Raw genomic sequence first — 20,499 nt, 5'->3', positions numbered from 1 at the left:
TCAAGCGTTTCTCTTCCATTTTGAAGAAATGGACGTGTGACATGCTTATCGCGCAACTTTCCGTTGCTGGCGAGGGGGATCTGTACCCTCCTCCACCCTCTGACCATTCCGTCGACATCGATCAAACCGCGCTGGACGAGTTTCTGGCCGGTCAATCAAATCTCCCTTGGGTTGTATTTCGGGCCGCACATCGCGCTGCGAACTTCCCTGCCCTCCCCGCTCGCGCTCGAGCCGTGTTGGCTGCGCTTGCTCGCACGGTGGACGCCAACCGCCCGTACGCCGCCATATTCGCCCGTCGTGAGCTTCTGACCGGCCGAGCCATGCAGTCAATGCGGACGTTCTATCGGAGCCTGGACGATCTCGAAGTGGCAGGACTAGTCGAACGCGTTCCGCAAAAACGCTTTGGGACCGCTGGCCTGTTCGGTCGTGCCTACCTGCACCTCACCGAAAAATCCGCCATTGTCCTCGGATACGTGTCCCATGCATCCGGAACACAGACGACCGGTTCGGAGTCTTTTGCTCCGCAAGCTTCAGCCGGTCAACCTGATGACCTCGTTTCAGCGAGCGTCGAGACACTCAGCCCGCCCGCTCCTTCATTTAACCCACCGTGTGTCACGGTGGCAGACGGAGCTATATATAAGGATCTATTCCCTAAGAATCAAAAGAGACAACCAGGAGAGCTCCCCGCGGATCTCCAGCGCCTGCTGAGCTTGGGTTTTCGTCAATTTTTGATTTTTAAACTCATGCGAGAAGCGAAGGCACAGGCAAAGCTGCTTTCCGATGTAGTCGAGGCGACCTGGGAACACCTCCGAAACGCGAAGCGCCCGATAAGCTATCTTCGCGCCCTGCTCCGTTCCCCGGTCGATTTTGGACACCAGATCCGCGCTAAACGACTCGCCGCGGAACGCCTTGCCGAAGAGAATGCACGCACTGCGAGCGTCGATGCCACCGTGCTTCAGTGCGCTGGCCAGATGTTCGTCGACAGTGCCAACACACGACTCATCACGGTCTCCAGCACAGCGGATTCGATCAGTGTCCACAACTACCGCGAAGCAAGACCACGTGTCGCGACTGGACAGTGGACAACCGCATTCGTCGCCGCGCTAAACGCGACGGAAATCGTTCGCGCAACGTCCGATCAGGTCGCGGCATTCCGATTGAAGTGCGACGGAAACCACGAGAAACAGACGAAAGCCGTATCGACTGCTGAGCACGCAACGTCGCGGACAAGAACGTCTACGATCAACGACCGCCTCAGTGAGATGAAGAGGATGCTCCGCGCTGCGTGTGCCGGCGTCTCGTTGGACACTCGCAACGTACAGACAGTTGAGACTGCCGGGCACAATTTGGCGGCTAGCCGGTGATGGTGAGCTTCGGTGCGTTTTCACAGAGGTGACGGGAAGAGGTGTTCTCTGGTGTTTCTGAACGAGAAATCCCAATCGATCTGCACGATCAAGCTGTTGCGAAGTGTGGGATGCGAGTCGGCATAAATGCGTAAGCGAGACACGCTTTCCCCTGACCCGTCGCCCGCAGATTTAGCCGACTGAGGGGATCCGGTGATAGAGGTGAAATGGGAATCCAGGAAAGACCTGCATAGTGCAACGACGTTGGGGGAATCAGCCTTCCGCGGCAAATTTCAGTCCCCATTCCTGGCATACAGATGCTTCAAATCGGGCCGTAGAAAACACCTGAAACATCGTTAGTCGCAACTAACGGTCAGACCGTTTACCCTCTGTATTTCATGATGCGCTGCGTCGTTTGGCGACTCTATGACGACCTCGTTCCCAGATCGAAATCGCCGCGCCAGCCCAAAACCAGATCACGAACCGGGCAAGCTGTCATGGCGAATATCAACAGCGAGGCTTACGCCGGTTCACAAAGCGAGTCGGAGTTTTGTACCCTGAATTTGGATCACCGGATTGCAAGTGTCGTTCAAAGAAGCATGGACGACGACCGAGTCTGGCGGCGGTAACGGCATGATCAAATGTCGATCAACTTATACGACAATCATTCAATAGGACAAATTGAGCAGAAGGACACAACACTTCCCAGAACGGCCCAAAGCCGAGCTCACGGTCATTCTTTTCGACCTGCCGCATCAAGTATCATGCAGGGTGATCTTTGTCAGACGGGAATACAATAATGACAGCCGAAATGGGTTTGGTGCGGCCGGAAACGCTGCGCCATCAGGTGGAGAATGTGCTTCGACAGGCGATCACGTCAGGACGCTTCGCGCCTGGCGCACGGCTTATCGAACGTGAGTTGTGCGAGACGCTGGGTGTCAGCCGAACCTCGGTTCGCGAAGCCTTGCGCAGGCTGGAAGCTGAGAAGCTGGTACGCAGCGTGCCGCACAAGGGACCTGTGGTCGCGATCATGTCGAAGCAGGAGGCGGCTGAGCTGTATGCAATCCGCGGTTTGCTTGAAGGCTTTGCGGCTAGTGAATTCGCCCGCCTTGCGGACGACCAGGCCATCGTGCAGTTCGGTGAAAAAGCGAAGGCACTGCGCGCGCAGGCATTGGCCAATGATCAAGCGGGCGTGCTCAAGGCCAAGACTGAACTCTACGATGTCCTGCTCGATAACTGCGGCAATGCATTGGTGAAAGAGATCCTGAACAGCCTGTATTCGCGAGTCAACCTGCTGCGCGCGACCTCGCTAATGCATCCAGACCGGTTGCCGGTCAGCCTTCGTGAAATCGACAAACTGTTCAAGGCATTGAAAGCGCGGGATGCGGAGGGAGCCGGTGCGGCCGCGCGGCTGCATGTGGCCAACGCCGAGAAGGCGGCTATGCGAATGCTGGATGAAACATCGGAAGAGCAAGCGTAGTTCGCGTGGGTTGGAACGCGAGCGAAGACCGGCGCGCTCACTTTGCCGGGTAAGCGTCCGACTCAGCAAACGACGAAAATTGACGCATAAACGAAAGAGGCCGTTTCCAACGTCAGTTGGAAACGGCCTCTTTCGTTCGATGCTGCGTCTTTGCTACCTTGATCCGTCGAGTTGTGAGAACCCTTGCCATTACGCGTCGGCAACGATCACGTTTCTCCACGTCAGTCACCCGGCCTGCTGCAACCCAACCCAGCTTGTCAATGGCCGAAATAGATTGAATGTGTCCCGTCCGCCGCAGTGATCGGTGAGCGCATGCCTGAAGCCAACGTGCCCGCCATCGAGGGGCCGTATGAAGTCGCGGCCACTCCGCGCTCGGATTCCACGCGCTGTTCAGCGGCTTGGGCCTGGTCGGGATAAGTCGTATGCTCGGCCGCAGGGTTGTAGCCCGACTGTTCCATTTGCTGCAAATCCGTCCTGACCGCCGAACGGGTCACTTGCGTGTTGTCCTGAGCAAATGCGAGCGCCGGTGCAGCGAGGGTCGAAGCGATAACTACCGCAGGAAAAAGAGCCTTGAACATGACCAAATCTCCCATGAAGTTTGCCAAGCACATATACGCAAACTGCAGGCCAGATGAGCGGCTGCTGAAATGTTGCCAATTCCCCCCATCTTCAGCAACAGTTCCGACTTTCGCAGGATCAAAAACACTACTTAATTGCGGATGAAGTAATAAAAGCCATGCTAAGGATTGCCGACAATAGTCAGCATTTACTCCTGATTGGAAAACCGAAAATTTGAGCGCTAATGAGGGCGCGAGACCTCGATGCCGCACAAGTCCTGAGCATCCCACGATATCTCCGTGCCTAAGGTACATATTTAAATAACTTGTTTTCGAAAAGCCGTATAAACGCTTACGATAGTTTCTTGAACATATCAATTCGATGTCGTGAGCAGCTCACAACCTAACGGCCATGACCTACGACGAATCCGCAGCGCCATCTCCTGAATTGCTTGTGCCGGCTATCCCCGCAGTCTTACGCGGCGATGACGCCTACGAACGTATCCGCCGCGATCTGCTTTCATGCAAGCTGATGCCCGGGTCGACCGTGACCGAAAGCCAGTTGATGTCGGAGTACGGCATCGGTAAAACCAGCTGCCGTATTGCACTCGTGCGACTCGTGCACGAAGGGTTCGTCCGTTCTCTGCCGCGACAGGGTTACCGAATTGCAGCGATCACTTTGAAAGACGTGGAAGAGGTGTTCGCGCTGCGCGTGCAACTCGAACCGCTGGCTGCGCGGCTGGCATGCGGCCGCGTTGATGTCGAGTTGCTGCGGCGCCTCGAAGCGGCGTGCCGCGTGCCGCACCCGGAGCGGGCGTTATCGGCGCAAATAGATGTGTTCCTCGATGCAAATCGCGAATTTCATCTGGCAATAGCTGCGGCAAGCGGCAACGAGCGGCTGCATCGAACGCTCGCGAGCCTGCTTGATGAAATGTCGCGTCTCGTCGCGCTCGGCTTTGGCGTGCAGGGCACCAAACCCGAAATCAAGCACGATCACAACGCGATGATCGACGCGTTCATTGCGGGCGATGAACGCCGGGCGGAGACCATCGCCCGCCGTCATATAGAAACATTCCAGAGCATGACGATGGAGAAGGTATACGCGAGTCTTTCGAGCGCCGGCGCGTCGTTGCCGCTATACACGGTGGCGGAGCTTCGCCGATGAGCGCTGTCATTTCGTTGCGCGGAATAGGAAAGGATTTCGGATCACTAAAGGTTCTCGATCACGTCTCCTTCGATGTCGCCCAGGGCGAAATAGTCGCGCTGCTCGGCACGTCGGGATGCGGCAAGAGCACGCTGCTCAACATGGTGGCCGGCCTGCTTGAGCCGGGTGAGGGCGAACTCCGGATCGACGGCAAGCGCGCCGAAGGGACGAAGGACCGTAACGCGCTCTCGTATATGTTCCAGGAAGACCGCTTGTTACCCTGGCGCACCGCGCGCTCGAATGCCGAGTTCGGCCTTGAAGCGGCGAGCCCCGCGATTCCCTCTCGCGAGCGCCATGCCCGCGCCAACGCGGTCCTTGATCTGGTCGGGCTGCAAGGTTTCGCCGATGCCCATCCGCACCAGTTATCGGGCGGCATGCGCAGCCGGGTCGCTCTCGCACGGAGCCTTGTCACCGGTCCTCGTATCCTGCTGATGGACGAACCGTTTTCGAAGCTCGATCCGCAGATGCGCACGCAGATGCATGAGGAACTGTTGCGCATTCATGCGATGCAGCGCATGACGGTGCTGTTCGTGACCCACGACGTGGAGGAAGCGATCGTGCTTGCGGATCGGGTCGTGGTGCTCGCGCCGCGCCCTGGCCGTGTGCGCGAAATTGTCGATGTCGAGTTGCCGCGCCCGCGTACTGCCACCGATCCGATCGTCGCCGAAGCGATCCGCCAACTGCGTCTCCTCATCTGACCTATGTCCACTGTCCCGCGTAGTTCGTTCGCTTCAACCGTTGTGCAACGCGTGGTGCTCGTTGTCTTGCTGCTCGCGGCATGGTGGCTCGCGTCGCTGCGCATGCCGCAGTTCGTATTGCCCGGACCGTTGCGAGTGGCGCACGCGTTTGTCGGACTCGTACAAAGCGGCACGTTCTTCGATGACCTCGGCATCACCTTGTATCGCGTCGTGGCCGGATTTCTGCTGGCGGCCGCGGTTGGTGCGCCGCTTGGTATTGCGCTCGGTTCGAATCCGCGCGTGGCGCATTTTTTCGAGCCGCTGCTGTCGATCGTGAATACGGTGTCGTCGGCGATCTGGGCGGTGTTCGCCATCATCTGGTTTGGCATCTCGAACGCAACGACCATCTTCGTTGTGTTCATGACGGCAATGCCGCTGATCCTGACGAACGTATGGCAAGGCGCGCTGACCGTCGACAGTAACCATGTCGAACTCGCGCGCAGTTTTCGCATGTCGCAGACGCAGATCATGCGCAAGATCTTCGTGCCGACCATCCTGCCGCATTTCTTCGCCGGCGCGCGGCTCGCGTTCGGTTTCGGCTGGCGCGTCTCGCTGGTGGCGGAGACGATCGGGTCGTCGAACGGCATTGGTTATCGCTTGCGGCAGGCGGCCGATCTCGTGCAGACCGACCAGGTTTTCGCGTGGACCGTCACGCTCGTTGTCCTGATGCTCCTGCTCGAAGCGGGTGTGTTGAAGCCACTCGAGCGCCATCTGTTTCGCTGGAAAAAGACCGACTGATCTAACGGGGAACAAGGAACCATGAAAGGCATTTCACTCTTCAGGCGAGCGGCGGTTGCGACCGCTGTCGCGACCACCGCGATACTCGGTGTCGCGCAAACGGCGCACGCTGAACCCATGCGCATTGGCTATTGGACGAGCGGTGTGAGCCTGGGTTTCGGCGCGGTGCTCGATGCACAAAAATTCTTGCAGCAGCGCGGCCTCGACGTCACCTTCATTCGATTCTCCGATGTCAACGCACCCAATCGCGCGTTGGCCGCCAACGCGATCGACTTCGCATTCGCCGCACCTGCCGCTGCTGTCTTCAGCACGGCGGCCGAGGGCGTGCCGTTGAAGATCGTGCTTGCGACACAACCGGCCGATGTCGAATTCGTTGCGGCTGAGGATTCGCCCATCAAGTCGCTTGCCGACCTGCGTGGCAAGAAGGTCGGCATGTCGCCGCCGGGCAGTTCGGTCGCGGCGATTGCCACCGCGGTGCTGCAGGGTAATGACGGCATCAAGGCGAACGACTTTTCCATCGTTCCCGGGAACGAAGCGCGGCTTGCGCAATTCCTCGTACAAAAGCAGGTCGATGCCGCTGCATTGCGCTCGGTGACCATCGCACAACTAAAGGAATTGAAGGTCAAGCGGCTCGGCAGTTTCGGCGATGAGTGGAAGAAGCTGACGAAGTCGGATGCAACGCCCTACATAGGCGTGAGCGCGATCCGTGCCGACTACCTCGCGCAGCATCCGCAAGACGTGGCGAAGCTGATCGCAGGCATGCGCACGGCGCTGCAATGGGGCGCGACGCATCAGAACGACGTCGCGGCAATCCTGCAGAAGAGCGCGAATCTGCCTGCTGAGGACGCGCAGGCGTACGCCGCGCGCTGGTCGGACATCAATCGCGTGACGTTTGAACCAATCGATCTGGAGACGCTCAAGCGCGAGCACCAGATCTTCGTGGATGGCGGTGTGATCAAAGGCACGCTGCCCGCTGATCTCTTCGATACCGGCCCGTATGCCGCGTCGAAAACAATCCAATAACCTGAAATCAAATGGAGCAGACACCGTGACAACAGCCATTCCATCGACCATGAAGGCGCTCGTGCTCAATGAACACGGCGACCTCGATCAACTGCATGTGGTCACCGACAAGCCTGTGCCCAAGGCAACGCCCGGACACGTGGTGATCCGCGTGCGCGCGTCGTCGTTCAACTACCATGATGTGTTCACCGTGAAGGGCATGCCGGGAATCAAGGTGCCGTTTCCGGTCGTGATCGGGCTAGACATGGCGGGCGACATCGCGGAGCTGGGCGAAGGTGTGGAAGGGTGGAAGACGGGTGACCGTGCGCTCGTGAATCCGCTGTATCCCGAGAAAGGTTTGATGGGCGAAATGCTCGACGGTGGCATGGCGCAATACTGCCTGGTCTCGGTCGACCAGTTGATTCCGTTACCCGATGCCGTGAGCTATGACGCTGCCTCCGCGTTGCCGGTGGCGTACGGCACTGCGCACCGCATGCTGGTCACGCACAAGACCGTGAAAGCAGGCGACCGCGTGCTGATTCTCGGCGCGAGCGGCGGGGTGGGTACGGCGTGCATTCTTATCGCGAAGCAACTGGGCGCCGAGGTGATCGCGTGCGCAGGCAGCGACGAGAAGTGCGAGCAACTGAAGGCGCTGGGGGCTGATCATACGGTGAACTACAAAACGACGGACTTCTCGAAGTGGGCGATCGGAGAGTACGGCAAGCCGCAGCGCCGGACCTATGAGGGCGGGGTGGACGTCGTGGTGAATTTCACCGGCGGAGACACCTGGGTGCCGTCGCTGAAATGCCTGAAGCGCGGCGGCACGTTGCTCGTATGTGGCGCGACGGCCGGGCACGCGCCCGCCGAAGACCTCCGCTACATCTGGAGCTTCGAGCTGAAGATCATCGGCTCGAACAGTTTCTACGATGAAAATCTGCGCGCGCTGCTCGATCAGATTGCGGCCGGTGACCTGACGCCGTCCATTGACAGAACGCTGCCGCTGGAACAAGCGGCCGAAGGACTGCGTCTGATTCGCGATCGCGAAGTGCTGGGCAAGGTCGTGGTCAATCCCTGAATCCATCGATGAGATAAGTTGAGGAAAACATCATGAGCGAAGCAACATTGCCGAACGCGCAGGATATCGAGGCGCGTTTGCGGCGCGGTCCGTTTCACGAATGGCTGGGGTTGAAAGTGGTATCGGTGAGTGAGGGCGAGATCGAACTGCTCGCCACGTGGCGCGAAGAATGGGTCGTGAATCCGGACAAGGGCTACACGCACGGCGGCATTCTCGCGGCGCTCGTGGACCTGGCGGCGGATTGGGCGCTGGTGTCGAAGACGGGGCGGGGCGTGCCCACCATCGACCTGCGCGTGGACTATCACCGCGCCGCGTTCCAGGGCGACCTGACCGTGAAGGGCAAGGTGATCAAGTTCGGCTCGCAGGTCTCCGTGTCCGAAGCCCAGGTCTTCGACAAGGACGGCAAGCTCGTTGCCAGCGGACGCGGCGCTTATTCAACGGCACCCGCAACGCCGACCGCAACCTCAACGCCTGCGCCGGCCAGACCCTGATGCTTAAGCTTGACCATCTCGTCATCAACACGCGTTTCGATACCGACGCCGCTCAGCAGACCTTTGAGCAGCTCGGCTTCACGGTGGCTCCCCGTGGGTATCACACGCTCGGCTCGATCAATCACGCGATCGTGTTCGATGACCACTACCTTGAACTCATCGGCTTGCCTGCCGATGGCAAGACCGTGCGCGAGGAGATTGTGTCGAGTCCGCTGGGTCCCGATGGCCTCGTGTTCCGCATCGATGATCCGGCTGAGACCTTCGACACCCTGCGTCAGGCCGGTTTCCATGCCACGCCGCCGCAGACCTTCTCACGTCCGGTCGAGCTTGATGGCGAACCCCTTGGCGACGCGCGTTTCACCACCGTGCGCCTGAAGCCGGACCAGCTTGGCGGAGGCCGCGTCTACTTCTGCCGGCACCTGACGCCCGAGCTCGTTTTCCGCAGCGAGTGGCAGAGCCATCCGAATGGCGCGGTGGGCTTGAGTGCGCTGCATCTGATCGACGTTGCGCCGGAGCCGTATGTGCAACTCGGCGAGATCGAGCCGGGCTTCGACCTGGTGTACTGGACTCGTGCGGATTTCTACACGCGTTTTGGCACGACTGCGCAGTACATTGCTGCGCGTGGGCCGCGTTATGCCGCGATCACGGTGCGCACACCGGCCTGGCGTTCGGTGGGTGAGCGCGCGGACGTGGCCGGTTTTCCCGCGTCGGTCGAGACCCAGCGCGCGCTTATCGCTCTGCCTCGCTTCGATACCTTGCTGGAATTCATACCATGACTTTTCCGACGAATCTCGGCGCGCTGATTGCACGCGGCGAGAATGGCGATCGAGGCGCCGATGCACTCGCGATCATCGGCCTTGATGATGGTTTCAACGAGCGTCAATACACCTTCGCCCAGCTCGATGCGCTCGCCGACGCGGTGGCCTATACGCTCGCCGGCCGGTACGCGCGAGGCGAGCGCATTGCGCTGCTCGCAGCGAATTCAGCGGACTATGTCGCGACCATGCTCGGCATCATGCGCGCGGGACTGGTCGCCGTGCCGGTCAACTATAAATTTCCGCGGGCGCTGATAGCGGATGTGATCGCGGATAGCGGCGCGCGTCTCGTCTTCACTGATTCCAGGCGTTTCGCCGACGCTCCCGTCACGCTGCCGCGTGTGGTGTTCGATGGTCAGCAGGAAGCTGCCGGCGCACAGGGATTTGCATCGTTTATCGCGGAATCAAAAGCACAGGGGCGGACCTTCGAGCCGGTTATTCCGCACGAAAAAGAAGCCGCGTTGTTCCTTTATACGTCGGGTTCCACCGGGCGGCCCAAGGGCGTCGTTCTTTCACACGCGAGTCATCTCTGGGTGGTCGAAACGCGCTTGAAAGCGCAGCCGCTGGACGGTGAGCGCGTGCTGATTGCCGCGCCGCTTTATCACATGAACGCGCTCGCGCTGGTGTTTCTTGCGTTGGCCGCTCGTGCCACGACCGTGTTGATGCCGGCCTTCAACGCGCGCAATTACATCCGCGCTATCGATACGTATCGCTGCACGTGGCTGACTTCCGTGCCGCCGATGATCGCCATGATGATGCAGGAGCGTGAACTGCTCGCGCACACGGATTTGTCGTCGGTGCGTTATGTGCGCATGGGCTCGGCGCCGGTCAGCGGCGCGTTGCTCGAGCGGACTCACGCGCTGCTGCCGAACGCAAAGGTCATCAACGCGTACGGCACGACCGAGGGTGGGCCGGTCGTGTTCGGACCGCATCCCGCTGGTTTGCTCACGCCTGCGCACGCGATCGGCGCGGCGCACGGCGAAGTCGAACTTCGTCTTGTCGATACGAACGGCGAACTCGCGAGCGAAGGCGAGCTGGAGCTGCGCAGCCCGGGCCTGATGAACGGATATCACAATCGCCCGGACCTGGCGACGCCGATCACGCCCGATGGTTTTTATCGCACCGGCGATGTATTCCGTCGCGACGAAAACGGCTTCTATGCGTTCATCGGACGACGCGACGACATGTTCGTTTCCGGTGGCGAGAACATCTTCCCGGGTGATGTGGAAAAGATGCTCGAGCGGCATCCGTCAATCCAGCAAGCGAGCGTGATCCCCGTCGACGATGCGATCAAGGGGGCAAAACCCGTGGCCTTTGTCGTGCTGAAACCGGGGGCGCAATTGAGCGCGGAGGAGGTGAAAGCTTTCGCGCTGGAACATGCGCCGGCCTACCAGCATCCGCGGCAAGTCTGGTTCGTCGATGCGTTTCCGCTCGCGTCGACCAACAAGATCGACCGGACGGCTTTAAAGCGCGAAGCGGCGAGGCGGCTGGCTGATGAAGAACATCCTGAAAAGACCTGACGGACGCTGACTATCAAGTTATATCATCAGTTTTGATATATTTAAAACGCGATGATATAGTTTGAAACATGAAACCCGATCAATGGCATTTTTCTCGTCCGGAACTCGCGGCAGGCTATCTCGACCTGTTCGGGCTGGGCCTTTCTTCCGCACGCACGTTATTCGCACGGCGGCGGATGGGCAAGACCGAATTCCTGCTCAAAGACCTGATTCCGGCAGCCACGGCACGCGGGTACTTGAGCGCGTACGTGAACCTGTGGGACGACGACAAGGAACCCGCCGGCGTGCTGGTGGGCGCCCTCTATGGTGCTATTGAGCCAAACTGGTGGGCCAGGCTCGCACGTCGAGCCAAAAGTCCGGTCAGGAAGCTCAAGGCCTCGGGCAAGATTCCGGCATTCGGTGAAGCGTCGGTCGAGGCGGAATTATCGGAGGAGGATAAGAAGTACGTCGGCACGTTGTTATCCGACGCGCTCAAGGCCTTCGATTCCCAGCCGAAACCACTCCTTCTGATCATAGATGAAGCGCAGGTTCTGGCTGCCGCGGCCCACTCGAATTTCGCGCATGCGCTGCGTGCGGAGCTTGACGTTCGCAAGGACCGGCTGAAAGTGATCTTTGCCGGCAGTTCGGAGTCGACCTTGAGGACCATGTTCGGGCGTTCGTCCGAGCCGTTTTTCAACTGGGCGCCCCTTGAACCGTTTCCGTTGCTCGGCCGCGATTTCCTCGAATTCATGGTGAAGAAAGTCAACACCATCGCCAAGCATCAGCTCTCAATGAAGCATGCGGTCGCGGCTTTCGATCAGCTCAACAGCACGCCGGAGTTTTTCCGGCGTTTTCTGGAGCGGCATCTTACGTACCCGTTCGACGGCCCCGAAGCCGCGCTGCAATTCACGAAAGAACACGTATTCAATAACGAGCAATTCAAGCGGCAATGGACCGGATTGCTGCCGGCCGACCGCGCGCTGCTCGGCATGATGGCCGAAGGCATGGTCTCCGACTTCCATGGCCAGGCAGCGCGAGAGCAATTGGGAACGTTGCTGGGCCTGCCCAAGGCGCCGCCGATGAACACACCTGCGCATTCATTGCGCCGGCTTCAGGCGGACAACATCGTGACTAAACTCGCGCATGGCGAATATCGCTTCGAGGATGAAGCGTTTGCGCAGTGGATTCGAGAACAGGGCGCACTGGGTGACAATGCGCCGATCTGACAGGGACGTTCTTTAAAGCCTTCGCTTCTGAAACGAACGATCAATACGCGTCGTGCCCGGAACCGGAAATGGTCCAGGCTGCGACGCGCCTCAAATCCCCTTTAGTGCTTGTTCACCGGCACAAACAGCTTGTCGTACGCCGCCAGCAGCTTGCCGTGGATCGCACTGCCTTCCATGTCGGCGCCCAGCGTGGGCAGCCCGAAGAAACGCTCTTTACCGTCGATCAGCGCTTCTGCTTGCCGCAACGTTTCCGCGCCGTAGAGCAGCGTGAGCGAATGCTTGAAGTCGTCCGGCTCGTCGAGATTCAACAGCGCTTCCACACAGCGGTAAACCAGCCAGCGCCCGTGGTTCATCTGGCGGTAATGATGAATCCAGTCGCAGCCTTCACGCGCTGCTTCCGTGTCGCCTATGGCAAGCGCCAGCAAGGTCTTCAACTCACCAATACGCAGCTCCTTCCATGTTGTTCCCACCGGCACGGCGAGGCCCAGGATCTCCCATAGCGGCCGTTCGTCGCCGAGGTTCATGGTCTGCAGGTCGTCGAGCAGCGTGCGGCATTCGTCGTCGTCGAGATCGTTCAGGCGGATCAGCGCCGGACGGATCTCGTTGCCCACGCTGTTGTTCTCCCATTGCAGATCTTCGACCGGATAAATCTCCGACATGCCCGGCACGAGAATGCGGCACGCGTAGACATCCAGCTCTTCGAAATCGGAGACATAGACGTCCTTGCCCTCAGCCGCAATGCACGCACACAGCCAGTCGTAATCTTCCTGCGTCGTCGTGCTGAAATTCCAGTCGGCGAACGCGTGGTCGGGTTCTTCGCCAAGGAAATCCCAACTGACCACGCCGCTCGAATCCACGAAGTGGATCTCGAGATTCGCGACGGCGGTGATCTCGTCCATATCGAAACCGGGTTCCGGAAAGTTCTCCAGCGAGTCGAGCGACCGGCCTTGCAACAGTTCCGTCAGCGCGCGTTCCAACGCAATTTCAAAGCGCGGATGAGCGCCAAAGCTCGGGAATACGCCCTGGTCTTTCGGATGCAACAAGGTCACGTTCATGACCGGATACTGGCCACCCAGCGAAGCGTCCTTCACGAGAATGCCGAAGCCCGCGTCGCGCAATGCCTTCACACCGGCCGCAATGCCGGGATACCGTGCGATGACTTCTTCGGGGACATCGGGCAGGCACAGGCCTTCGCTGATGATGCGGTACTTCACATGGCGCTCGAAAATCTCGGAGAGCGCTTGCGTGCGCGCTTCGAGTTTCGTGTTTCCCGCCGACATGCCGTTGCTCACATACAGGTTGCCGATAAGATTCACCGGGAACCACGTAACCGCGCCGTCGCGAAGACGCGTGTAGGGCAGGGCGCAGATACCGCGCTCCACGTTGCCCGAGTTCAGGTCAACCATCACCGAGCTGTCGATATCGCTGTCCGGGTTGTAGAACGCCTGCAACTCGGGGTTCAGCAATTCAGCGGGCCACGCGCCGTCTTCGGTGGGAGCAAACCAGCGTTCCTGCGGGTAATGAACGAACGGGCCTTCAGCGCGGGTCTGGCCGAGATAGAAGTGGGTCCAGAAATAGTGGCAGCCCAGGCGCTCGAAGAATTCGCCGAGCGCGCTCGCGCGTGCGGCGAGTTCGGACGCGCCCTTGCCGTTGGTGAACAGCAGTGGACAATCCTTGTCGCGCATGTGCACCGACCAGATGTTCTCCGCCGGGTTGAGCCACGAGCTTTCCTCGAGGAAAAAGCCGCGCGCCGCGAGCTTCTGCTGCATGGTGGCAATGGAGGATTCCAGCGATGCGTCCTTGCCGGGAATGAAGCTTTCGGTTTGCATGATGTGTGCCTTTATCTAGGTCGAGGAGGAGTCTGGTATGTGTGTGAGGCATGGCGATGACGCGCCGCGCATAACTCAGATGAGCCACATGAGCCAAATGAGTTAGGCGCGCCGTCTGAACCAGCCCGTGAGCGATAGACGGTCGCGCGTCGCGGGCAATACTTCGTGCAGCATGTCGGCGGATAAAAATACGGCAATCCGGCTGCCGACCGGCGCGATGTCCCGCGTACTCAAACCTTCCGGATGCAGCCTTAAAGCGCCGCCGTGCTCGGGCAGCCAGTCCGCATTCAGATAGACGATCACGGACACGGTCCTGCTGTCGTCGTGGCGAAAACGATCGCGGTGCTGCATGTATGAAGCGCCCGGTGCGTAGAACGCAAAGTGGCTTTCGTATTCATCGAGACCCAGGAACAGGCCCCGATTCAACGCCACGCGCAGTGTTTCCATGATCGCGAGATAACGATCGCATGCGTCCGACTGACCTGCCGCAAGCCACTGGATCCGGTCGCCGCGCACACCGGGCTGGAGCGAGCGCGCCGCGCCCTGGCTGACACGCGCCAGGGTAAGCGTGCCGGCCGCCGCGAGCGCTGCGCATTCCAGCGCCAGCGCGAGGGTCAGGTCTGGCGGCAAGAAAATGTCCTGCTCCGACCAGCCATGCTCATGAACGGCATCGACAATATGACGATGCAGGCCATCTCCGGACGCATCGGAATGCGCCGGCGGGTGCGATCGGGTCACTGCGGGTTCCTTCGAACGAAGGTGCTGGGTGGAAATTCGGGCGGCTGTCCGAAGCGAAGCTACGGATAAGCGGGAAAACGGATATCGGGGGTAGGGCTTTAATCTGAGCGGCAGATATTAACACTGGCTCCTGACTGTTCCCGTGCGTTCCCAGGTGCCGCGCCCGCTGTGGTCTGGCCCGCTTTACGATGCACCTCGTTGAGCCCGTGCAGGTGCCGGGTGGCCGAATCGGTCCGGGAGTCATGCCGTACAGCGCACAGCGGGTCGGGTAACGGGGTTTGGAGAATCAGCGGAGCCGGCAATGAATCGGTTTCCCCGTCCGATGCGCCGCTGACCAAAGCGAGGCAGCGGCTCAAATCCGAGCCACATCAAGGGCTTAGATCATCGCCAGACACGTTATCCACAAGGTTCTCAACATAAACGGTGAATAACCTGCGAGCGTGTTCCGCGTCATTGTTTCACGCGGTGAATACGACCCGCCCGACTAGACCGGAATCGGAAAATGAACACCCGCCCGCTGAGCCGCGTTCACGATATGCGCTTCGATGGCGCGCCCGGCGTGCTCGCTGTCGCGCGCCTTCAGTGCGTCGACAATCGCCAGATGCTCGTGATATGTCGACAGCACCAGTTCCCGCCGATAAAACGGCAAACGCTGGCTCTCTTTCATGATGTCGGCGCTGCCGCGCAGTATCGATTCAATGGCCGTATTGCCCGCGAGGCTCACGATGCGCATGTGGAACGCGAAGTCGAGTTGCGCGGCTTCGTCGAGTTCGGCGCAGGTCAGCGCACCGTGCAGCGAGTCGAGGTTGTCCTCCAGCCAGACAATGTCAGCGTCCCCAATGGCCGGCGCCGCCAGTCGCGCGACGAAACCCTCGAGCGCGAAGCGCATCTGGTAGGTATCGGGCAGCGACGCCTGATCGGCGAAACGCCACGCGTGCGCGCCGGCCGCCTCGGCGCTGTTCACATACACCCCCTTGCCGGGACGGATATGCAGCATCCCGAGTGCTTCGAGCGTGGACAGCGCTTCACGCAGCGAAGCGCGGCTGATCTCCAGTTCCTCCGATAACTGCCGCTGCGCCGGCAGCAGACTTCCCACCGGATAAACGCTCGTCTCGATGCGCTCACGAATAGTCGCGATGGCGGCATCGGTCACGGTATGCGGAACATTTTTCATAGGACGAATAAGAGTGGCGCGGTCTGACCGCCATTGTAGGCGCGCTCCGCCCCAAGCGTCTGCCCTGATTCGGTTTTCCGCTTGAAAGCACGCTGAAAAGCCGGGTAAACCGGTATCAAACGGATCTTGACTCCACTATATCGGCTTTCTAATATTCCTCATCAGCAACTGGTCGGACCAGTCTGAACAGTTAGCATGGTCATCATCCCGTGCCGTGCGACATCGAGGAGAAACATCGTGTTGAGATTTCTTAATTCCCTGTTTGGACGGGTCATGATCGCGCTGGTCGCGGGGATCGTGATCGGCGCGGTGTTCCCTCATTTCGCCCAGACTCTCAGGCCGCTCGGCGACGGATTCCTCAAGCTCATCAAGATGGTGATCGGGCCGATCGTGTTCTGCGTGGTCGTCTCGGGCATGGCAAGCGCCGGGAACCTGAAGAAGGTCGGACGGGTCGGGTTGAAGTCGGTGGTCTATTTCGAGGTCATGACCACGCTCGCGCTCGTGATTGGCGCCGTGCTCGCGTACGCCACCCGGCCGGGCGTGGGCATGAATATCGACCTGCATACGCTCGATGCCGGTTCGCTCGCCACCTATACGGAACACGCAAAAAGCCTGAAGGACACGGCGGGCTTCCTGCTCAAGATCATTCCCGATACCGCCACCGACGCCTTCGCGAAGGGCGACATCCTGCAGGTGCTGGTGTTCTCCGTGCTGTTCGGCGCGGCGCTCTCGCTGCTGGGCCAGAAAGCGCAGCGCGTGACGAGTCTTATCGATGAACTGTCGCACGTGTTCTTTCGCATCATGGGTTTCATCATCAAGCTCGCGCCGCTCGGCGTGCTCGGTGCGATTGCGTTCACGACCGGCACGTATGGCGTCGAGTCGCTCAAGCAACTCGGCATGCTGGTGATCGTGTTTTATGCGAGCTGCTTCCTGTTTGTGTTCGTCGTGCTCGGCGTGGTGATGCGGCTTACCGGTTTCAGCATCTTCAAGCTCGTGCGATATCTGCGCGAGGAACTGCTGATCGTGCTCGGCACCGCTTCGTCGGACGCCGTGCTGCCGCAGATCATGCGCAAGCTCGAATGGATGGGCGTGAAGGATTCCACCGTCGGCCTGGTGATCCCGACTGGTTATTCGTTCAACCTCGACGGCTTCTCGATCTATCTCACGCTCGCCGTGATCTTCATCGCGCAGGCCACCAACACGCCGCTGTCGATCCACGATTTGATCGTCGTGGTGCTGGTGTCGCTGGTGACATCGAAGGGCGCGCATGGCATTCCCGGCTCGGCCATCGTGATTCTCGCCGCCACACTTTCCGCGATTCCCGCCATTCCCGTGCTCGGCCTCGTGCTGATCCTGCCGGTGGACTGGTTCGTCGGTATTGCGCGCGCTGTCACCAACCTGATCGGCAACTGCGTCGCGACGGTGGTCGTGGCCGTGTGGGAGAAGGATATTGACCGTGTCCGCGCCACGCGCGTGCTGAACCAGGATGCCGAACTGCTTTTCGTGCCGGCCGATCACGCCGGTGCAAGTCATGGCCACGAACCCGCGCACGCTGTCTGAGCGTGCCGTGTTTGTCGCCATTCCCTGAATCGTTTTAAAGGAAACCACCTCATGGCCAGTCCCGTCCTCGACCTCAACGCGCCGGCATTTACCCGCCGCTTCATGAACCTCGCCGATCCGCGTCTCGGCGCGACAGCGCTCTTCGCCAGCGACGAATTCTTCGCGCCCAAGGAGCGGATGCTCGACCCGCAGCCGGCGGTTTTCATCCCCGGTAAATACGATGACAACGGCAAGTGGATGGACGGCTGGGAAACACGCCGCAAGCGCACCACCGGCTACGATTTCTGCATCGTCAAACTGGCGCGGCCGGGCACCATTCACGGCATCGACCTGGATACGAGCCACTTCACCGGCAACTTCCCTCCGGCAGCGTCAGTCGATGCCTGCACGAGCGACAGCGCCACCCCGCAAGACAATGCCGACTGGCGCGAGATCGTGCCGGCGACCACGCTGCAGGGCAACCAGCATCACTATCTGCCGATCTCCGATGCTCGTGCCTACACCCACCTGCGCGTGAATATTTACCCGGACGGCGGCATCGCGCGATTGCGTGTGTATGCTCAGCCGAAGGTGGACTGGACGCGCGTGGAGCGCGGTACACGCGTTGACCTTGCCGCAATTGAAAACGGCGCTTATCTGGTGGCGGCGAACAACCAGCATTTCGGACCGGCTTCGCAGATGCTGATGCCCGGGCGAGGTGTGGACATGGGCGACGGCTGGGAAACGCGGCGTCGCCGCGAGCCCGGCAACGACTGGGCGATCGTGGCGCTGGCGCACCCCGGCGTGATCCATGCCATCGAAGTCGATACCGCCCACTTCAAGGGCAATTTCCCCGATGGCTGTTCGCTGCAGGCCGCGCGTGTCGCTGGCGGCACGGACGAGTCGCTCGTCACGCAGGCGATGTTCTGGCCGGTGCTGCTGCCGCAACAAAAGCTGTCGGCGGATAACATTCATCGATTCGAAAGTGAAGTGGCGGCGCTTGGGCCCGTCACGCACGTTCGTTTCAACATGTTCCCGGACGGCGGCGTCTCGCGCTTGCGCCTGTTCGGCGCGATCGAGTAAGCAGCCATGCGTACGCTTACGCTTGAACCCCTGACGCGCGCGGCGTTCGAGCCGTTCGGCGATGTCATCGAACTCGACGGCGCGCGGCATTTTCCGATCAACGGCGGCACGACGGAGCGCTTCCACGACCTGGCATGCGTGGATGTCGGCGCGGACGCTGGCGGCCGGCCGCTCATCAACGTGTTCCGGGGGCAGCCGCGTGCTCAGCCCGTCGAGATCTCGATGATGGAGCGCCATCCGCTAGGCAGCCAGGCGTTCCTGCCGCTCGGCGTGGTGTCGTATCTGGTGGTGGTCGCGCCGGCGGGTGAATTCGATGGGTCGAAACTGCGGGCATTCTTCACGCGCGGCTGGCAGGGCGTGAACTACGCGCGGGGCGTCTGGCATCATCCGCTGATCGTGTTGGACGTGGCCGCAGACTTCATTGTGGTGGATAGGGGAGGTGAGGGAGATAATTGTGAGGAAACCTATCTATCCGGGAGTGTGCGCCTGCTTGAAGACACTCTCGTTTATCCGTCAGCCGCGTAAAGGCTGACCTTCTCGTCGGAATGGGGTCCGACAGACGACGAGGTTGCCGCACGGCCTGAACTGGCCGAGGAGCGCGAGCGCCCCATGATGCTGCTGGTGTCCGCACGCCGATAACCGCAGCGCGCTTCAATAACTAGGGCCGCGTGGCGACAACGACGCTTTCTTGCCCGGCATCCCGGCTTGGCGCACTCGATGCGGCCGGCGCCGCGCTGGCGCAGACCCGATTGCGCCCGGCGTTCTTCGCCCGGTACAACTGCGCATCCGCCGCACCCACCACGCTTTCCTCGGTCACAAGACCTGACTCGTCCACGTAATTCACGGACACAACACCGAAACTTGCGGTGGAACGCACCTCACGGCCATCCCACGCGCGCGTGGTCGTCAGTTCGAACGATTGGCGCATGCGCTCGGCAAGTACCGTCGCGCCGGCAAGGTCGGTTTGCGGAAGCAGCAACAGGAATTCCTCGCCGCCGTAGCGAATCACGCTGTCGACCTGATGCCGCGTGTGAGCAAGCAGCATGGCGGCGAAGGTCCGCAAGACTGCATCGCCTGCAGGATGCCCATAGGTATCGTTGATCTGCTTGAAGTGGTCGATGTCGCACAGGATGACTGCAAGCTTGAGCTTGTATCGGCGGGTGCGCTGAAGTTCGGCGTCGAACAGCACGTCGGTCAGGTATCGCCGGTTGAAGCAGTCGGTGAGGTAGTCGCGCACAGAGAGGTTGCGCAACATCGCGTGCTGGCAGAACTCATCGCGGGCCAGCCGGTTGTGGCGGCGAGCCGTGACATAACCGAGCACATTGGTGAAGGCCAGAAGCATCGTCGACGTCAGCAACGTCGGCGAATCCAGTGTCTTCAATGCCGCGGAAATGACGATAAACGCGACCGTCGCGGTAACGGAGATAAGCCCGGCCCAAATCAGCTTGTTCGGAATGAAGTTGTAAACCACGACCAGCAAGATGCACATGGACATGCAGTGCGCGACCATCCCGGTGGGACGAAGCCATGTGATCATCATGAACGCGGTAAAGCCGACGACTTCGACCGCGCTCGCAGCCCCGCGCAAGGAGGCGATGGAAACCCGCAGCAAGGTGACGGCACGCAAGCCGATCAAACACGTCAATGCAAGGCAGCAGCGCGCGAGGAAAAGCACGAGGGTGGTGCGGGAATAACCAAGGGCGGCTACGTCGGTAATTGTGAAGGCGACGTAAAACAGGCTGGAGAAAACAAGCGTGCGCACCAGAGAGGTATGGGTGGCGGCCCGGCGCTGGAGCTGAAACTCCTGTTCCACCGACGGGTCTTCGAACTCGGACCACAGGCGGTCGAGTCTGAAATTCGTCTCGGCGTCAAACCGTGAGATTTCACTCAGTTCTGCCATCGTTCGCCATGTCGGATGTCGCAGTTGGGGGCAACATGATAAGTCATTTTACCGATTCACCCCGGCACG

Annotated in this window: 19 protein-coding genes and 1 pseudogene; 15 read left to right on the top strand and 5 right to left on the bottom strand. The window is 60.3% G+C overall.

What is annotated here, in order from left to right:
* Positions 1–41: 41 nt before the first annotated feature.
* Positions 42–1,364, top strand: a complete 1,323-nt coding sequence (locus AWB69_RS24625; RefSeq protein ID WP_062089435.1) for a hypothetical protein — start codon at positions 42–44, stop codon at positions 1,362–1,364.
* A gap of 778 nt (positions 1,365–2,142) precedes the next feature.
* On the top strand, positions 2,143–2,823 hold the full coding sequence (locus tag AWB69_RS24620; protein ID WP_062089434.1) for a GntR family transcriptional regulator: 681 nt from the start codon (positions 2,143–2,145) through the stop codon (positions 2,821–2,823).
* A 257-nt stretch (positions 2,824–3,080) separates the two neighbouring features.
* Here AWB69_RS24620 and AWB69_RS24615 read toward each other — a convergent pair whose 3' ends face one another.
* Positions 3,081–3,401 (bottom strand): DUF4148 domain-containing protein, encoded by a 321-nt coding sequence (locus tag AWB69_RS24615; protein ID WP_062089488.1) that lies wholly within the window; start codon positions 3,399–3,401, stop codon positions 3,081–3,083.
* Positions 3,402–3,792: 391 nt separating this feature from the next.
* Between AWB69_RS24615 and AWB69_RS24610 the strand changes: the two genes are divergently transcribed.
* The 9 genes from AWB69_RS24610 to AWB69_RS24570 all read left to right on the top strand — a co-directional run bounded on the left by AWB69_RS24610 (position 3,793) and on the right by AWB69_RS24570 (position 12,167).
* Entirely contained in the window at positions 3,793–4,545 is a 753-nt protein-coding gene (locus tag AWB69_RS24610) for a GntR family transcriptional regulator (RefSeq protein WP_062089433.1), read from the top strand.
* Positions 4,542–5,282, top strand: a complete 741-nt coding sequence (locus tag AWB69_RS24605; RefSeq protein WP_062089432.1) for an ABC transporter ATP-binding protein — start codon at positions 4,542–4,544, stop codon at positions 5,280–5,282. Before AWB69_RS24610 ends, AWB69_RS24605 begins: the two co-directional genes overlap by 4 nt.
* Positions 5,283–5,285: 3 nt before the next feature.
* On the top strand, positions 5,286–6,059 hold the full coding sequence (locus AWB69_RS24600; RefSeq protein ID WP_062089431.1) for an ABC transporter permease: 774 nt from the start codon (positions 5,286–5,288) through the stop codon (positions 6,057–6,059).
* A gap of 21 nt (positions 6,060–6,080) precedes the next feature.
* Positions 6,081–7,082 (top strand): ABC transporter substrate-binding protein, encoded by a 1,002-nt coding sequence (locus AWB69_RS24595; protein WP_062089430.1) that lies wholly within the window; start codon positions 6,081–6,083, stop codon positions 7,080–7,082.
* Between the two features lie 49 nt (positions 7,083–7,131).
* Complete coding sequence (locus AWB69_RS24590; RefSeq protein ID WP_197500311.1) at positions 7,132–8,136, top strand: quinone oxidoreductase family protein; 1,005 nt, start codon at positions 7,132–7,134, stop codon at positions 8,134–8,136.
* 32 nt (positions 8,137–8,168) lie between these two features.
* Positions 8,169–8,627, top strand: a complete 459-nt coding sequence (locus AWB69_RS24585; RefSeq protein ID WP_062089429.1) for a PaaI family thioesterase — start codon at positions 8,169–8,171, stop codon at positions 8,625–8,627.
* Complete coding sequence (locus tag AWB69_RS24580) at positions 8,627–9,403, top strand: VOC family protein (RefSeq protein ID WP_062089428.1); 777 nt, start codon at positions 8,627–8,629, stop codon at positions 9,401–9,403. The genes AWB69_RS24585 and AWB69_RS24580 overlap by 1 nt, the downstream gene beginning before the upstream one ends.
* Complete coding sequence (locus AWB69_RS24575; protein ID WP_062089427.1) at positions 9,400–10,962, top strand: class I adenylate-forming enzyme family protein; 1,563 nt, start codon at positions 9,400–9,402, stop codon at positions 10,960–10,962. Before AWB69_RS24580 ends, AWB69_RS24575 begins: the two co-directional genes overlap by 4 nt.
* Positions 10,963–11,030: 68 nt before the next feature.
* The gene (locus tag AWB69_RS24570; RefSeq protein WP_062089426.1) at positions 11,031–12,167 is read left to right on the top strand and encodes an ATP-binding protein; all 1,137 of its coding nucleotides are present in this window, start codon (positions 11,031–11,033) and stop codon (positions 12,165–12,167) included.
* A 101-nt stretch (positions 12,168–12,268) separates the two neighbouring features.
* Here the strand turns inward: AWB69_RS24570 and ycaO are convergent, their stop codons facing one another.
* From ycaO to AWB69_RS24555, 3 genes are all read right to left on the bottom strand, one after another.
* Positions 12,269–13,996: a 30S ribosomal protein S12 methylthiotransferase accessory factor YcaO gene (gene ycaO, locus AWB69_RS24565; protein WP_062089425.1), complete on the bottom strand. Its 1,728-nt coding sequence runs from the start codon at positions 13,994–13,996 to the stop codon at positions 12,269–12,271.
* Between the two features lie 102 nt (positions 13,997–14,098).
* Complete coding sequence (locus tag AWB69_RS24560; protein WP_082913559.1) at positions 14,099–14,734, bottom strand: 2OG-Fe(II) oxygenase; 636 nt, start codon at positions 14,732–14,734, stop codon at positions 14,099–14,101.
* A gap of 484 nt (positions 14,735–15,218) precedes the next feature.
* Entirely contained in the window at positions 15,219–15,908 is a 690-nt protein-coding gene (locus tag AWB69_RS24555) for a FadR/GntR family transcriptional regulator (protein ID WP_062089424.1), read from the bottom strand.
* Positions 15,909–16,145: 237 nt separating this feature from the next.
* On the opposite strand from AWB69_RS24555, the gene AWB69_RS24550 reads away from it, so the two are divergent.
* The 4 genes and pseudogenes from AWB69_RS24550 to AWB69_RS49555 all read left to right on the top strand — a co-directional run.
* On the top strand, positions 16,146–17,468 hold the full coding sequence (locus tag AWB69_RS24550; protein WP_062089423.1) for a C4-dicarboxylate transporter DctA: 1,323 nt from the start codon (positions 16,146–16,148) through the stop codon (positions 17,466–17,468).
* Between the two features lie 51 nt (positions 17,469–17,519).
* Positions 17,520–18,530 carry an allantoicase gene (alc, locus tag AWB69_RS24545; protein WP_062089422.1) on the top strand — a complete coding sequence of 337 codons (1,011 nt, stop codon included), beginning with the start codon at positions 17,520–17,522 and terminating at the stop codon, positions 18,528–18,530.
* A gap of 6 nt (positions 18,531–18,536) precedes the next feature.
* Positions 18,537–19,055, top strand: coding sequence for an ureidoglycolate lyase (locus AWB69_RS24540; RefSeq protein WP_062089421.1), 519 nt, complete (start codon positions 18,537–18,539; stop codon positions 19,053–19,055).
* Positions 19,056–19,070: 15 nt separating this feature from the next.
* Positions 19,071–19,169 (top strand): annotated as a pseudogene (locus AWB69_RS49555) (SAM-dependent methyltransferase); the annotation flags it as partial.
* A gap of 19 nt (positions 19,170–19,188) precedes the next feature.
* Here AWB69_RS49555 and AWB69_RS24535 read toward each other — a convergent pair.
* Complete coding sequence (locus tag AWB69_RS24535; RefSeq protein ID WP_063977891.1) at positions 19,189–20,430, bottom strand: GGDEF domain-containing protein; 1,242 nt, start codon at positions 20,428–20,430, stop codon at positions 19,189–19,191.
* Between the last annotated feature and the right edge of the window lie 69 nt (positions 20,431–20,499).

The organism is Caballeronia udeis (assembly GCF_001544555.2).
Taxonomy (GTDB): domain Bacteria; phylum Pseudomonadota; class Gammaproteobacteria; order Burkholderiales; family Burkholderiaceae; genus Caballeronia; species Caballeronia udeis.
Note: the sequence above shows the minus strand (reverse complement) of the source record. Positions and strands in the feature narration are given on the sequence as shown.